Below are 12,240 nucleotides of genomic sequence, written 5' to 3' on the forward strand. Positions count from 1 at the left end.
CGACTCTATCAGACCCTTTCCGGCGCCTGACCCCCAGTCAGCGGGGTTTGTCTTTCCGGCTGTTGGGCCGTTCCGACGAGTGAGACTTTAGCGGAAGTTCCTCGGCTGTTTCAAATCGGCCGGTTTGGCTTCTGCTCTCCACGCATTCCGGAAACGCACAAGCGGACGAGGCACGACTCAGCGCCGTACTCGTTCGGAAGTTTGTTGCGGGATGGCCGTCCGGGAACCGATCAAGATCGGCGCTCACGTCGGACAGCCCGGAGTACGTTACGCAGCCGACCGATGCGTGTCAACTTCGTGCGAGCACCTTCACAACCACGGGCCAGCCGCTACGCTGACCGGCATGACTTCGCATACGTGCCACAGCACCCAGTGGTGGGCCGCCTAGAGGCGGTCCGGGTTCACGTATGCACCCCACGGCCGCCGCTCTGGCGGCCGTTTTCGTTGTCACGCGGCCGTGGTGGGCGGCGGCCTCCCGACGAAGCCCCCGGTTCCGGGGGACAGAGGAGACGGCAGCGATGACTCGTATCTTCAGTGGCGTCAAACCCACCGGGCATCTGACGCTCGGCAACTACCTCGGCGCCCTGCGGAGGTGGGCGGAGGAGGACCAGCACCGTGCGGAGTCGCTGTTCTGCGTGGTGGACCTGCACGCTCTCACCGTCGACCACGATCCCGCGCGGGTACGCCGGCTGACCCGGCAGGCGGCAGGGCTGCTGCTGGCGGCGGGGCTCGATCCACAGGTGTGCACGGTGTTCGTGCAGAGCCACGTGGACGAGCACGCGCGGCTGTCGTACCTGCTGGAGTGCGTCGCGTCCGACGGCGAGATGCGGCGGATGATCCAGTACAAGGAGAAGTCGGCGCGGGCGCAGGCCGCGGGGCAGGGTGTGCGGCTGTCACTGCTGACGTATCCGGTGCTGATGGCGGCGGACATCCTGGCGTACGGGGCCGACGAGGTGCCGGTCGGCGACGACCAGACGCAGCATGTGGAGCTGACCCGGGACCTGGCCGAGCGGTTCAACCAGCGCTACGGCAGGACCTTCGTCATCCCCCGGGCGACGGCGCCCGCGGTGGCGGCGCGGGTGATGGATCTGCAGGACCCGGCGTCGAAGATGGGCAAGTCGCACGAGGCGACCGCCGGGATCGTCTACCTGCTGGACGAGTCGGACGTCGTCGCCAAGAAGATCATGCGCGCGGTCACGGACAGCGAGCCGGGCGTCTCCTACGACCCTGAGGCGCGGCCCGGACTGGCCAACCTGCTGGAGATCCTGGCCTCCTGTACGGGCAAGGAGCCGGCCGCGCTCGCGGCGGCGTACGACGCGGGCGGGCTCGGCTTCGGCGCGCTGAAGCGGGAGACCGCGGACGCGGTGGTGGAGCTGCTGCGGCCGCTGCGGGCCCGGCACGCCGAGTTCAGCGCGGACCAGGGGTATGTCGACGGTGTGCTGCGGGAAGGGGCGGCGCGGGCGCGGGCCCTCGCCCGGCCGACCGTCGACGCGGCCTACCGGGCGATGGGGCTGCTGCCGCCGGCGTGAAAGGGGTGCGCAGGGTCCGGCTCAGGCGCCGGAGGCCAGCTCGCGGCTGCGGTCGCGGGCGGCTTCCAGCGCGGCGAGGAGGGCGGCGCGGACGCCGTGGTTCTCCAGTTCGCGGATGGCGTTGATGGTCGTACCCGCCGGTGAGGTGACGGCCTCGCGGAGCTTGACCGGGTGCTCGCCGCTGTCGCGGAGCATCACGGCGGCGCCGATCGCGGACTGCACGATGAGGTCGTGCGCCTGGGAGCGGGGCAGGCCGAGCAGGATGCCGGCGTCGGTCATGGCCTCGACGAGGTAGTAGAAGTACGCGGGGCCTGAGCCGGACAGCGCGGTGGCGGCGTCCTGGTGCTTCTCGGGGACCCGGAGCGTCTTGCCGACGGGCTGGAAGATGGCCTCGGTGCGGGCGAGGTGGGACTCGTCCGCGTACCGACCCGCGGAGATCACCGACATGCCCTCGTCGACGAGCACCGGGGTGTTGGGCATGACCCGGACGACGGCGGTGCCCTCGGCGAGGCGGTCCTCGAAGAAGGTGGTGGGGATGCCGGCCGCGGCGCTGATGACGAGGCGGTCGGCCGCGACGTGCGGGGCCAGCTCGTCGAGCAGGGCCGACATGTCCTGCGGCTTGACCGCGAGGATGAGGGTGTCGGCGGACTTGGCGGCCTCGGCGTTGTCGACGGGCTCGATGCCGTAGCGGGCGCGGAGCTCGTCCGCCCGGTCCTTGCGGCGGGCGGTGACGAGGAGGTCGGCGGCTTCCCATCCGGCACGGATCATGCCGGAGAGCAGGGCCTCGCCGATCTTTCCGGTGCCGAGGACGGCGACTGTCTGCTGGGTCATGGCCCCCATGATGCCGCTTGTACGGCCCGCCCAGCAGACGTGTTCACGCGGTGCGGCGGCGCAGGGTGGCGGCGCCGAGCGCGAGGGCGAGCAGCGCGCACCCGACGACGACGGCGAGGTCGCGGACGAAGTCGCCGGTGATCGCGTCGTGGTGGACGACCTGGCTCATGCCGTCGACGGCGTACGACATCGGCAGCACGTCGGAGATGCCGGACAGCACCGGCTGCATGCTGCCGCGGGGCACGAACAGGCCGCAGAGCAGCAGCTGCGGGAGCAGCACGGCGGGCAGGAACTGCACGGCCTGGAACTCGCTGGACGCGAAGGCGCTGACGAACAGGCCGAGCGCGGTGCCGAGGAAGGCGTCGGCGAGGGCGACCACCAGCAGCTGCCAGGCGGAGCCCGAGACGTCGAGGCCGAGGCCGAGGAAGGTGAGCCCGGTGGCGAGCGCGGCCTGGACGACGGCGACCGCGCCGAAGGCGAGGGCGTAGCCGACGAGCAGGTCGGCCTTGCCCAGCGGCATGGACAGCAGGCGTTCCAGGGTGCCCGAGGTGCGTTCGCGCAGCGTGGCGATCGACGTGACCAGGAACATCGTGATCAGCGGGAAGATGCCAAGCAGCGAGGCGCCGGCGGAGTCGAAGGTGCGCGGGCTGGCGTCGAAGACGTATTTGAGCAGGGTCAGCAGGACGCAGGGCACCACCAGCATCAGGGCGATGGTGCGCGGGTCGTGGCCGAGCTGGCGCAGGACCCGGCGGGCGGTGGCGAGGGTGCGGGCGGGGCTCATCGCGGGGTCGCCTCCGTGGGCGCTGCGTCGTCGGCGGGAGTACCTGGGGTGCCGGGGCCGGTGGGGCCCCCGGGGTCGGCGGAGGGGGCGGAGGTGCCGGACTCGGCGGCTTCGGCCTGGTCGACCAGGTGCAGGAAGGCGTCCTCGACGGTGTCCGTCCCGGTGTCGTGGCGCAGCGCCTCGGGGGTGTCGTCGGCCAGCAGCCGCCCGTCGCGCAGGAGCAGCAGGCGGTGGCAGCGCTCCGCCTCGTCCATGACGTGGGAGGAGACCAGGACGGTCGCGCCGCGCTCCTCGGCGAGGCGGTGGAAGAGGGCCCACAGGTCGCGGCGCAGCACCGGGTCGAGGCCGACGGTGGGCTCGTCGAGCACGAGGAGTTCGGGTTCGCCGAGCAGGGCGACGGCGAGCGAGACCCGGCCGCGCTGGCCGCCGGACATCTTCCCGGCCAGGGCGTCGGCGTGCGAGGTGAGGTCGACGTCGTGCAGGGCGCGGTCGACCTGGGCCTGGCGGTCGCGGCGGTGGATGCCGAGGACGGCGGCGTAGTAGTCCAGGTTCTGCCGGGCGCTGAGGTCGGCGTAGACGGACGGTGCCTGCGTGACGTAGCCGACCGTGGGCCGCAGGTCGCGGTGCCCGGCAGGACGGCCGAGGACGGTGAGGGTGCCGGTGGTGTGCGCCTGGGAGCCGACCAGGGCCCGCATGAGGGTGGACTTGCCGCATCCGCTCGGCCCGAGCAGGCCGGTGATCCGGCCGCGCGGGATCGCGAAGGAGAGGTCGTCCAGTACGGTGCGGCCGCCCCGGACGACGCGGAGGCCGGTCGCCTCGACGGCGGGCTCCGGGTGTTTATTCATCATGCGATGAATAAACACCCGGGGAACACCCCCGTCAAGCCCCCGCGGGCCGGAATCCGGCGGGCGTGGTTTAATAAATGAACAGGCATTTATTAATGCCCGTGCCGCCGGAACTGCGGGAGGAACCATGGCCGGACGCCCCCGAGGTGTCGCCGACGACGTGATCCTGCGGGCCGCGGCCGAGGTGATCGGGCGGGACGGGCCCGCGGGGTTCACGCTCGCCGCCGTGGCCGGCGAGGTCGGCCTCGTGCCCGGCACGGTGGTGCAGCGGTTCGGGTCCAAGCGCGGGCTGCTGCTGGCCCTCGCCGACCAGTCGGTACGCGACGCCGCCGACCTCGCGGCGCGGGCGCGGGCCGACCACGGCTCGGCACTCGCGGCGCTCGACGCACTGGTCGCGAGCGCGGCAGGCCCCCTCGACACGCCCCGGCGCTACGCCAACCACCTGGCCTTCCTCTGCGCCGACCTCACCGATCCCGAGCTGCACGAGCGCGCGCTCGCGGTGCACCGGGCGCAGGGCGCGGCCGTCGGCGGGCTGCTGGCGGAGGCCGTCGCCGCCGGTGAGCTGCGGGCCGGCACCGACCCCGCGGCGCTGGCCGCGACCGTGCAGACGGTGGTCGCGGGGGCCGGTCTGACCTGGGCCCTCGACCGTGAGGGCTCGCTTGCACAACGGCTCCGCCGGGACCTCACGGCGGTCCTGGCCCCGTACGCCACCCCCGGCGCGGGGACGGCGGACGACTGACAACAGGCGCCGGGCGACCGGGCGACCGGCGGACACCGGATGGCCTCCGGTGAACGGCGACCGGCGAACGGCCGCGGACGGATGACGACCGACCCAGCAGGAGGACGCATGACGACCATGACGACCATGACGACCAAGGGGAAAAGGGCGCTGGCCGGCACGGTGGCTCTGGTCGCCGGGGGCACCAGGGGCGGCGGGCGCGGGATCGCCGTCGAACTGGGGGCGGCGGGCGCGACGGTCTATGTGACCGGCCGCAGCAGCCGCGCCACGGGGCCGTCGGATCTGGCCAGGCCCGAGACCGTCGAGGAGACGGCGGAGCTGGTGACGGCCGCCGGCGGCACGGGCATCGCCGTGCCCACCGACCACAGCAGCGAGGCGGAGGTGCGCGTGCTGGCCGGGCGGATCGCCGCGGAGCAGGACGGGCGGCTCGACGTCCTCGTCAACTGCGTGTGGGGCGGGGACCCGCTGACCGACTGGGACCACCCGCTGTGGGAGCAGGATCTCGACCGCGGGCTGCGGCTGCTGCGGCGGGCGGTCGACACGCACGTCATCACCAGCCGCCACGCGCTGCCGCTGATGGTCGCACGCGGCAGCGGCCTGGTGGTGGAGGTGACCGACGGCAACACCGCGCGCTACCGCGGCTCCTTCTTCTACGACCTGGCCAAGTCCTCCGTGATCCGGCTGGCCGTGGCGCAGGCGGCGGAGCTCCGGCCGCACGGGGTCGCGGCCCTCGCGGTGACGCCCGGCTTCCTGCGGTCGGAGGCGATGCTCGAAGGCTTCGGCGTCACCGAGCGGAACTGGCGTGACGGGGCGGCCAAGGACCCGCACTTCGCGTACTCCGAGAGCCCTGCGTACCTGGGGCGGGCGGTCGCGGCGCTGGCCGCCGACCCCGAGGTGATGGCCAGGACCGGGCAGGCGCTGGCGACCTGGGAGCTCTACAAGGACTACGGCTTCACCGACGCGGACGGCACCCGGCCGGACTGGGCCGCGCACTGGGAGCGGGACCTGGCGGCGGAGCACGGGCCGCTCGGCGAACCGCTCCGCGGCTCGCAGTGAGGCACGGTTCCGGTCGTGCGGCGGGGCCAGGGGGTGGGTCCGAGGGGGCCAGGGGGGCATGGGGGGCGGGTCAGGGTCATCCCCTATGGCGTTCCCGCCGGGGGCGGAGGACTGTTGCGGTATGAGTCGTTCATCCCGTGAAATCGCTGTTTCCGGCGCGGAGAAGCGGCAGTTGGCCGTGGCGTCCGCGACCCTCGGTCCGTGGCGCCCCGCGGCCGTCGTCGGCGCGCTCGGCGGCGGCGTCTCGCTGGCGCTGCACCTCGTGCACGGGCACTTCGGCCTGGGCATCCTGTCCGGCGCGATCTCGATCGCGGCCCTGCTCTTCTTCTGCGTCGGCGGGTCCGGCGCGGTGCTCGGCTACTCGTCCAAGGGCTCGGGCCGCGACCGTCGGCTGCGGCGCTGGGCACGCTCGCACCCGTGGCAGGTGGCGGCGGTCCCCGCCGGGTTGATGTTCGTCACCGACATGGTGATCCGGCAGGTGCTGACCAGCCAGGGCTTCTTCAGCACCCTATGGACCGGGCTGTGGCACGGCGCCGTGGTCGCGGCCGTGGTGGGCGCCGTCGGCGCGGTCGGGGCCGCCCGCAAGTAGCGGTCACCGCCGCGGCCCGGTCACCGCCGCAGGCCGCGCGGCCTGCTCGGGCCCGGCACGTCGGGCCTCCGCGGTGTCCGCGGTCCATCGCCTGGCGGCGGGGGCACCCCGGAGTCCGGGGGAGGTCGCCCTCATCCGGGCCGTATCCGGACGAGCAGGGCAAGGGCCGCGAGGTGCCGTGGATGTGGTCGCGCGCCCGCCCGGGGACCACGGGACAGCCCCTACCATCGGCAGGGTGACATCGACCACGGGCTCGGAAGCACTGGCGGCGCTGCGCCGCGGCAAGTACGTGAGCGTCACCACCTTCCGGCGGGACGGCACGGGCGTGCCGACACCGGTCTGGTACGCCGTGTCCGACAGCGAGCTGGTCTTCTGGACGTCGTCCGGCAGCGGCAAGGTCAAGCGGATCAGGAACAGTGGCCGCGTACAGGTCGCGGTGTGCAACGCCCGGGGGCAGGTCGCGCCGGGGGCCGCCTCTCACGAGGGCACGGCACGCCTGCTGGACGAGGCGGGGAAGGACGCGGCCAGGCGGCTGCTGAAGCGCAAGTATCTGCTGGTCCGCCTCAACGACCTGGGCCGGAGGCTGGTCGGCAGGACCGGGCGGCCCGATCAGGTCGGGGTGGCCGTCACCTTCTGATCCGGGCGGGCGTCAGCGCTTGGGCTTCGACTTGGACTTGCGCTTCCCGCTCTTGGCGCGGGAGGCGTGACGGGCCTTGGCGTCCTCGTACTCGCTGCGGCACAGGGTCTCGCCCGGGGCCTCGCTGAGCGAGCGGACGAAGTAGGCGAGCAGGGCGCCGATGAAGCCGATGGCGTAGAGGCTCTGGTCGTTGGCCTGGCCGGCCGGGCGGCGGGCGGAGAAGCCCTTCCATGTGCGCTGGAAGGCCAGCACGCTGCACACCGCGAAGCCGCAGAAGGCTATGGCGGTGACGAAGGTGCCGATCTTGGCGTCGCCCAGGCCCTGGAAGCCGATCCGCAGCACGAACGCTCCGGCGGCCGCCGCCAGCAGCGAGCCGACCGAGACGGCCACCCTGCGCCAGCCGTAGCCGCGGTCGTGGTCGACCCAGGTGGTGCCGAACCACCGGATCTCCTCCGGTGCCGGGCCGGCCTCCGGCCGGGCATTCGTCGTCTCGCTCACCCGCCCAATTATGCCGCCCGCCCCGGGTGGTCTGCCCGGGTCTGTTTTTCCGGCGCCCTGAAGGGCGGAAAGGAGGCCGGTTTCCCGCCGCGGGCAGGGGGCGCGTACTGCACAATGTCCCGCACGGCAGGGGGAGTTGCTCGGAGCAGGGGGCAGTGTGCGCGCGGGAGAGCAGATCGCCGGGCGGTACCGGCTGGACCGGCGGCTCGGCCGGGGCGGCATGGGCGAGGTGTGGCAGGCGTACGACCTTTCGCTGGGGCGGCACGTCGCGGTGAAGGTGCTGCTCGAGGTCGAAGCGGAGCACGAGGCACTCCAGCGCTTCCGGCGCGAGGCGTCGATCGGGGCGCGCCTGCAGCACCCCGGCATCACGGTGGTGCACGACGTCGGGCAGCACGACGGGCGGCTCTTCCTCGTGATGGAGCTGCTGGAGGGCACGGATCTCGCGCACCTGCTGGCACGCTCCACGCCCGGTGGGCTGCCGATCGCCGAGGCGCTGGACCTCGGGGCGCAGGCCGCGGAGGCGCTGGCGGCCGCACACGCGCGCGAGGTGGTGCACCGCGACCTCAAGCCGGCCAACCTGTTCCTGGCCGCCGACGGCAGGCTGAAGATCTGCGACTTCGGCATCGCGTGGACCTCGGAGGCCACCGAGGGGCTGACGGTCACCGGCCGCCCCTTCGGCTCGCCCCCGTACATGGCGCCTGAGCAGTGGCGCGGCGAGCACGTCACCGTCCGCTGCGACCTGTACGCGCTGGGGTGCGTGCTGTACGCGCTGCTGAGCGGCGCCCCGCCCTTCCCCTCGGGCGAACACCCCTGGGCGCTAATGCGGCGGCATCTGGAGGACGTGCCGCCGCCGGTGCGGTCGGTACGGGCCGGGATTCCGGCGGGTGTCGAGGCGCTGGTCGCGGAGCTGCTGGCGAAGGACCCCGACGCGCGGCCCGACGCGGTGGCGGCGGGCCGCCGCCTGCGGGAGGCCGCGGGCACCATCGGCGCGGGGGCGGGCAGCGGGACGTACCCGGGGCCTGACCCGGGCGCCGCGTCGGGCCCCGGCCACGGGACGTACCCGGATCGGGGCCCGTACCCGGGCGCCGGCCCTGGCGCCGGGACACCCGCGGACGCGGCCCTGCCGACGGTGACGGCCATGGGTGCGGGCCCCGTCCCGGCCGCGGCGCCGGCGCCGCACCCCGGGGTGCGGGCCCCGGCGGGCCGCCGCGGGCCGCGCCGCCGCACCCTCGTCGTCGGCGGCCTCGTCGCGATCTCCGCGGCGCTGGGCGGGACGCAGCTGGTGCGGGAGCTGACGGGCGACGACAAGCTGCACGCCGAGACATGGGCCACCTTCAGCGGATTCACCCCGGCCGCCTACGCGGTGGCCTTCAGCCCCGACGGCAGGACCCTCGCCACCGGCAGCGGCGCCAACAGCATCCAGCTGTGGGACCTCGCCACCAGGTCGCGGACCGGCAGCCTGACCGGCTCCGGCCCCGTGGACGGATCCGCCGTCCTGACCGTGGCCTACGCGCCGGACGGGAAGAGCTTCGCCGACGCGGGCTCCGACGGCGGCGTCGTGCTGTGGAACCCCGCCGGCCACGCCGTCATCACCGGCCTGTCCCGCGACAACGAGGCGGCGTGCAACACGGTGGCCTTCGCTCCTGACGGCAGGACGCTTGCCGCGGGGCACGACGACACCGGGATCACCCTGTGGGACGTGACCAAGCGGCTCCTCGTCACCACCCTTGCCGGCGCCCACCGGGACCGCGTGCTGTCGGCCGTCTACAGCCCGGACGGGAAAAGCCTGCTCAGCATCGACGCCGGCGGCACCCTCGTGCTGTGGAACATCCCGTCGCAGGCGCCCTACGTGGTCCGCACCGGCAGCGTCGGCCTGCGGGCGGAGGTGTCGTCGGTGGCCTTCGGGCCCGACGGCAAGCTCTTCGCCAGCGCCGACGGCTCCGTACGGCTGTGGACGGGCGTCACCCGGGACCAGGCCACCGTCCTCACCAGCAAGGCCGGCCCGGTGTACGCGCTGGCGCTCAGCCCGGACGGCAAGACCCTGGCCACCGGCGCGGAGAACGGCACCGTCGAGCTGTGGGACGTGGGCGACCGCCGGGTCACCGTGTCACTCGGCGGCCACACGGGCCTGGTCCGCGGCATGGCCTTCAGCCCCGATGGCCTGATGCTCGCCACCGCGAGCGCGGACCGCACGGCCCGGGTGTGGAAGCTCTCCCGCTGACCGGGTCGCCGGCGCTCACTCCGCCCGGAGCCGCTTCTCCAGCAGCGTGACGGCGTAGGTCCCCTTGCTCCCGCCGGACTTCGCGGGCTGCTCGCCCACCACCTCGTAGCCGGCGGCCCGGTAGTAGGCGCGCAGGCCTTCGTTGCCGGCGAGGCAGTCCAGGCGGCACAGCTCCAGACCCGCCTCGGCGATGCGGCGTTCGGCCTCCGCGAGCATGCGGCGGCCGGTGCCGGCCGGTGCGGTGGCGCGGTCGGTCATCAGCCGGTGGACGTAGCCGGCCGCGCCGGGCCTCGTGCCCCAGGCCGCCGGGTCGTCCCACCACAGCTCCCAAGCGCCGACGACCGGGCCGTCGGGGCCGAGCGTGGTGATCCACACCTCGCCGTCCGCGAGCCGGGCGCGGAAGTGGTCCTCCCCCAGGTCCCCCGGCTTCCACTGGTCGATCCCGCGGGCGATCTGCCAGTTCGCGGCGGCGTCGCGCAGGCCGACCAGAACCGGCAGGTCGGCCGGGCCGGCGAGCCGGAAGGACAGCGCGGGCTCCAGCAGATTGCGGCGCAGCGCGGCGACCATCTCCTCGTCGACGCCCAGCTGCTCGGCCGCGTAAGCGGATACGGACCCGTACCGGTCCGCCATCGCGGAGAGGAAGAGCCGCATCACCTCGGCCGGGGCGCGGCCGTAACCGGGCCAGCGCGGGGAACGGCCGCCGTGGTCGGCGCGCCAGTCCGCCAGCAGGCGCTCGGTGGCCGATTCGGTGAGGGCGAAGTCCTCGATGATGACCTCGTCGGGAACGCCCAGCAACGCAAGCACCAAGGCCGCGAGTTGGCCGGTGCGGTCCTTGCCGGACGCGCAGTGGAAGACCACGGGGCCCGCGTCCGGGGCGGCGATGACGTCCAGCGCCTGCCGCAGCTCCTTGACGCCGTCCTCGGCGACCTCCATGAACCGCTCCGCCAGAAAGGGGCCGGTCTCGATCTCCGGCCCCAGCCCCGGCTGGTCGTACGGGCGGTGCTCGATGCTGAGGTTGTGGTAGGCGAACGCCGGGTGCTGGGGCACCCGGCCCTTCGCGTCGATCTCCCACGGGTAACGCAGGTCGATGACGGCACTGACCCCCAGGCCCAGGAACCGGTCCCAGTCCGCGCCACCGAGTTTGCCGAGCGAGTCGGCACGGAACAGCCGCCCCCACCGGACGGTCTGGCCGTCCACGGTGGGGTATCCGCCGAGGTCACGGAAGTTGTGCAGCCGCTCGAAAGGTATATGCCTGCTCATGGAACCCAGCCTACGTGCCGGGCTGCGGCGTCAGACCCGACGACGTCCATAGGCCGGGGTCACGATGGCGATCAGCACCGCGGCCACTCCGATCTGCATGGCGTGCCGGATCCAGTCGATGCCGTTGGTGTCCCCGACGTCGAAGGCGGAGGCCAGGCCGTTGCCCACCAGGCCGCCGATGATGCCGAGGATGATCGTCAGCCAGAGCGGGATCGGCTGGCGACCCGGCAGCACGAGCTTGGCGAGCAGGCCGATGATCAGACCCGCGACGATTGCCCAGAGAATTGTCATGTCACTCCCTCGCTTTCCGGGCCCCGAAGGTCGGGTACCTGATGAGGCGCTTGCCCCGCGACGGCGGAAGCACGCCATGTCGTACGGGCCGGATGGACCATCCGTCAGCCGACCCCTGCGAAGGCGAACACCGGGCCTGTCGCGGCCCGCAGGACGCAGGGGTTGGCGAACTTCTTGCGCCAACGCACCGGGTGGCCGCGGAAGTCGCCTCTGGCGGTGACGACGACCGGCTTGTACGGCTCCCGGCACACGGCCGGCTCACCCGGCAGCGCGTCGAAGTCCCCGCCGGCGGTGGACAGCGCCATGCAGGCCGGCACCGCGAGGGGGTGGGTGCCGTGCGGGAACGGTTCACAGAACAGGGTGACGGTGTGACCTGGTGCGGTCAGCACCAGGCCCTGGGCAGCGGGTTGGGTGGACGTCGGGACCAGCACGGCGGCCGTGGCGGCCACTGTCGCGAGGATGGCTTTCACGTGGTCCACCTCATCCCACTCCCGGACCTGCCGTCCGCGCGCCACGCCTGCGACGGCCCCGAACGGGGTGACGCGAGGCCGGGGCGGGACACCTCCGGGGGATGTCCTCGGCCGGGCGCTGCGCTGGGCGGGGGCAGGTCGGGAGTGGGGTCGGGGCCACTCCGGGGGTATCTCCTCGGCCAGGCGCTGCGCTAGGCGGGGGCAGGTCGGGAGTGGGGTCGGGGCCACTCCGGGGGTATCTCCTCGGCCAGGCGCTGCGCTAGGCGGGGGCAGGTCGGGAGTGGGGTCGGGGCCACTCCGGGGGTATCTCCTCGGCCAGGCGCTGCGCTAGGCGGGGGCAGGTCGGGAGTGGGGTCGGGGCCACTCCGGGGGTATCTCCTCGGCCAGGCGCTGCGCTAGGCGGGGGCAGGTCGGGAGTGGGGTCGGGGCCACTCCGGGGGTATCTCCTCGGCCAGGCGCTGCGCTAGGCGGGGGCAGGTCGGGAGTGGGGTCG

13 protein-coding genes are annotated in these 12,240 nt (G+C 73.6%); 6 read left to right on the plus strand and 7 right to left on the minus strand.

Annotated features, from left to right (window positions below; translation table 11 throughout):
- Nucleotides 1–518: 518 nt before the first annotated feature.
- A complete protein-coding gene (trpS, locus tag ACGFMP_RS36945; RefSeq protein WP_393678451.1) occupies nucleotides 519–1,529 on the plus strand; it encodes a tryptophan--tRNA ligase in 1,011 nt (336 codons plus the stop codon).
- A gap of 21 nt (nucleotides 1,530–1,550) precedes the next feature.
- Here trpS and proC read toward each other — a convergent pair whose 3' ends face one another.
- From proC to ACGFMP_RS36960, 3 genes are read right to left on the minus strand one after another with little or no spacing between them, the layout of a single operon-like run.
- Nucleotides 1,551–2,360: a pyrroline-5-carboxylate reductase gene (proC, locus tag ACGFMP_RS36950; protein ID WP_393678453.1), complete on the minus strand. Its 810-nt coding sequence runs from the start codon at nucleotides 2,358–2,360 to the stop codon at nucleotides 1,551–1,553.
- Nucleotides 2,361–2,403: 43 nt separating this feature from the next.
- Nucleotides 2,404–3,141, minus strand: a complete 738-nt coding sequence (locus ACGFMP_RS36955) for an ABC transporter permease (protein ID WP_393678455.1) — start codon at nucleotides 3,139–3,141, stop codon at nucleotides 2,404–2,406.
- A complete protein-coding gene (locus ACGFMP_RS36960) occupies nucleotides 3,138–3,989 on the minus strand; it encodes an ABC transporter ATP-binding protein (RefSeq protein WP_393678457.1) in 852 nt (283 codons plus the stop codon). Before ACGFMP_RS36960 ends, ACGFMP_RS36955 begins: the two co-directional genes overlap by 4 nt.
- Nucleotides 3,990–4,113: 124 nt before the next feature.
- Between ACGFMP_RS36960 and ACGFMP_RS36965 the strand changes: the two genes are divergently transcribed.
- The 4 genes from ACGFMP_RS36965 to ACGFMP_RS36980 all read left to right on the plus strand — a co-directional run bounded on the left by ACGFMP_RS36965 (nucleotide 4,114) and on the right by ACGFMP_RS36980 (nucleotide 7,007).
- A complete protein-coding gene (locus tag ACGFMP_RS36965; RefSeq protein WP_393678459.1) occupies nucleotides 4,114–4,725 on the plus strand; it encodes a TetR/AcrR family transcriptional regulator in 612 nt (203 codons plus the stop codon).
- Between the two features lie 126 nt (nucleotides 4,726–4,851).
- Complete coding sequence (locus ACGFMP_RS36970; protein WP_393678474.1) at nucleotides 4,852–5,781, plus strand: SDR family oxidoreductase; 930 nt, start codon at nucleotides 4,852–4,854, stop codon at nucleotides 5,779–5,781.
- Between the two features lie 121 nt (nucleotides 5,782–5,902).
- Nucleotides 5,903–6,370, plus strand: coding sequence for a hypothetical protein (locus tag ACGFMP_RS36975; RefSeq protein ID WP_393678461.1), 468 nt, complete (start codon nucleotides 5,903–5,905; stop codon nucleotides 6,368–6,370).
- Nucleotides 6,371–6,605: 235 nt separating this feature from the next.
- The gene (locus ACGFMP_RS36980; RefSeq protein ID WP_393678463.1) at nucleotides 6,606–7,007 is read left to right on the plus strand and encodes a PPOX class F420-dependent oxidoreductase; all 402 of its coding nucleotides are present in this window, start codon (nucleotides 6,606–6,608) and stop codon (nucleotides 7,005–7,007) included.
- Between the two features lie 12 nt (nucleotides 7,008–7,019).
- Here the strand turns inward: ACGFMP_RS36980 and ACGFMP_RS36985 are convergent, their stop codons facing one another.
- Entirely contained in the window at nucleotides 7,020–7,505 is a 486-nt protein-coding gene (locus ACGFMP_RS36985) for a hypothetical protein (protein ID WP_393678465.1), read from the minus strand.
- A 157-nt stretch (nucleotides 7,506–7,662) separates the two neighbouring features.
- On the opposite strand from ACGFMP_RS36985, the gene ACGFMP_RS36990 reads away from it, so the two are divergent.
- Nucleotides 7,663–9,726, plus strand: a complete 2,064-nt coding sequence (locus tag ACGFMP_RS36990) for a WD40 repeat domain-containing serine/threonine protein kinase (RefSeq protein ID WP_393678467.1) — start codon at nucleotides 7,663–7,665, stop codon at nucleotides 9,724–9,726.
- A 15-nt stretch (nucleotides 9,727–9,741) separates the two neighbouring features.
- Here the strand turns inward: ACGFMP_RS36990 and ACGFMP_RS36995 are convergent, their stop codons facing one another.
- The 3 genes from ACGFMP_RS36995 to ACGFMP_RS37005 form a co-directional block, all read right to left on the minus strand.
- A complete protein-coding gene (locus tag ACGFMP_RS36995; RefSeq protein ID WP_393678469.1) occupies nucleotides 9,742–10,986 on the minus strand; it encodes a GNAT family N-acetyltransferase in 1,245 nt (414 codons plus the stop codon).
- A 30-nt stretch (nucleotides 10,987–11,016) separates the two neighbouring features.
- On the minus strand, nucleotides 11,017–11,277 hold the full coding sequence (locus tag ACGFMP_RS37000; protein ID WP_393678471.1) for a GlsB/YeaQ/YmgE family stress response membrane protein: 261 nt from the start codon (nucleotides 11,275–11,277) through the stop codon (nucleotides 11,017–11,019).
- A 104-nt stretch (nucleotides 11,278–11,381) separates the two neighbouring features.
- The gene (locus tag ACGFMP_RS37005) at nucleotides 11,382–11,747 is read right to left on the minus strand and encodes an SSI family serine proteinase inhibitor (RefSeq protein WP_393678473.1); all 366 of its coding nucleotides are present in this window, start codon (nucleotides 11,745–11,747) and stop codon (nucleotides 11,382–11,384) included.
- Nucleotides 11,748–12,240 lie beyond the last annotated feature (493 nt).

The organism is Streptomyces sp. NPDC049040, from assembly GCF_043197715.1.
Lineage (GTDB): Bacteria > Actinomycetota > Actinomycetes > Streptomycetales > Streptomycetaceae > Actinacidiphila.